Raw genomic sequence first — 233 nt, forward strand, 5'->3', positions numbered from 1 at the left:
ATTTGGGAAGGCGGGTGAAGCTTTGATATATGGAAGAAGTGTTGTGGATTCTTGCAGGAGAGATGGGAGATAAAGGGAAAATGGAGTTGTGTGGTGGAAGGGGGGGGGATGGAGTAGAAGGAGGGATTAAGGTGGTGAAAGATGGAAGAGGTGGGAAGTGTATTCTTGGGTTTGAGGGAGGTTATCAGGGTTGGAGGGAAGGGAGGATGTGGATGAGTGGGAAGGTGAGGAAG

At 49.8% G+C, this 233-nt stretch carries 1 pseudogene; it reads left to right on the forward strand.

The features are described from left to right. Positions 1–29: 29 nt before the first annotated feature. Positions 30–233: pseudogene (locus tag FS628_RS32400) on the forward strand (diaminobutyrate--2-oxoglutarate transaminase); the annotation flags it as partial.

Source organism: Paenibacillus xylanexedens, from assembly GCF_007676705.1.
In the GTDB taxonomy this organism is placed as follows: Bacteria; Bacillota; Bacilli; order Paenibacillales; family Paenibacillaceae; genus Paenibacillus; species Paenibacillus xylanexedens_C.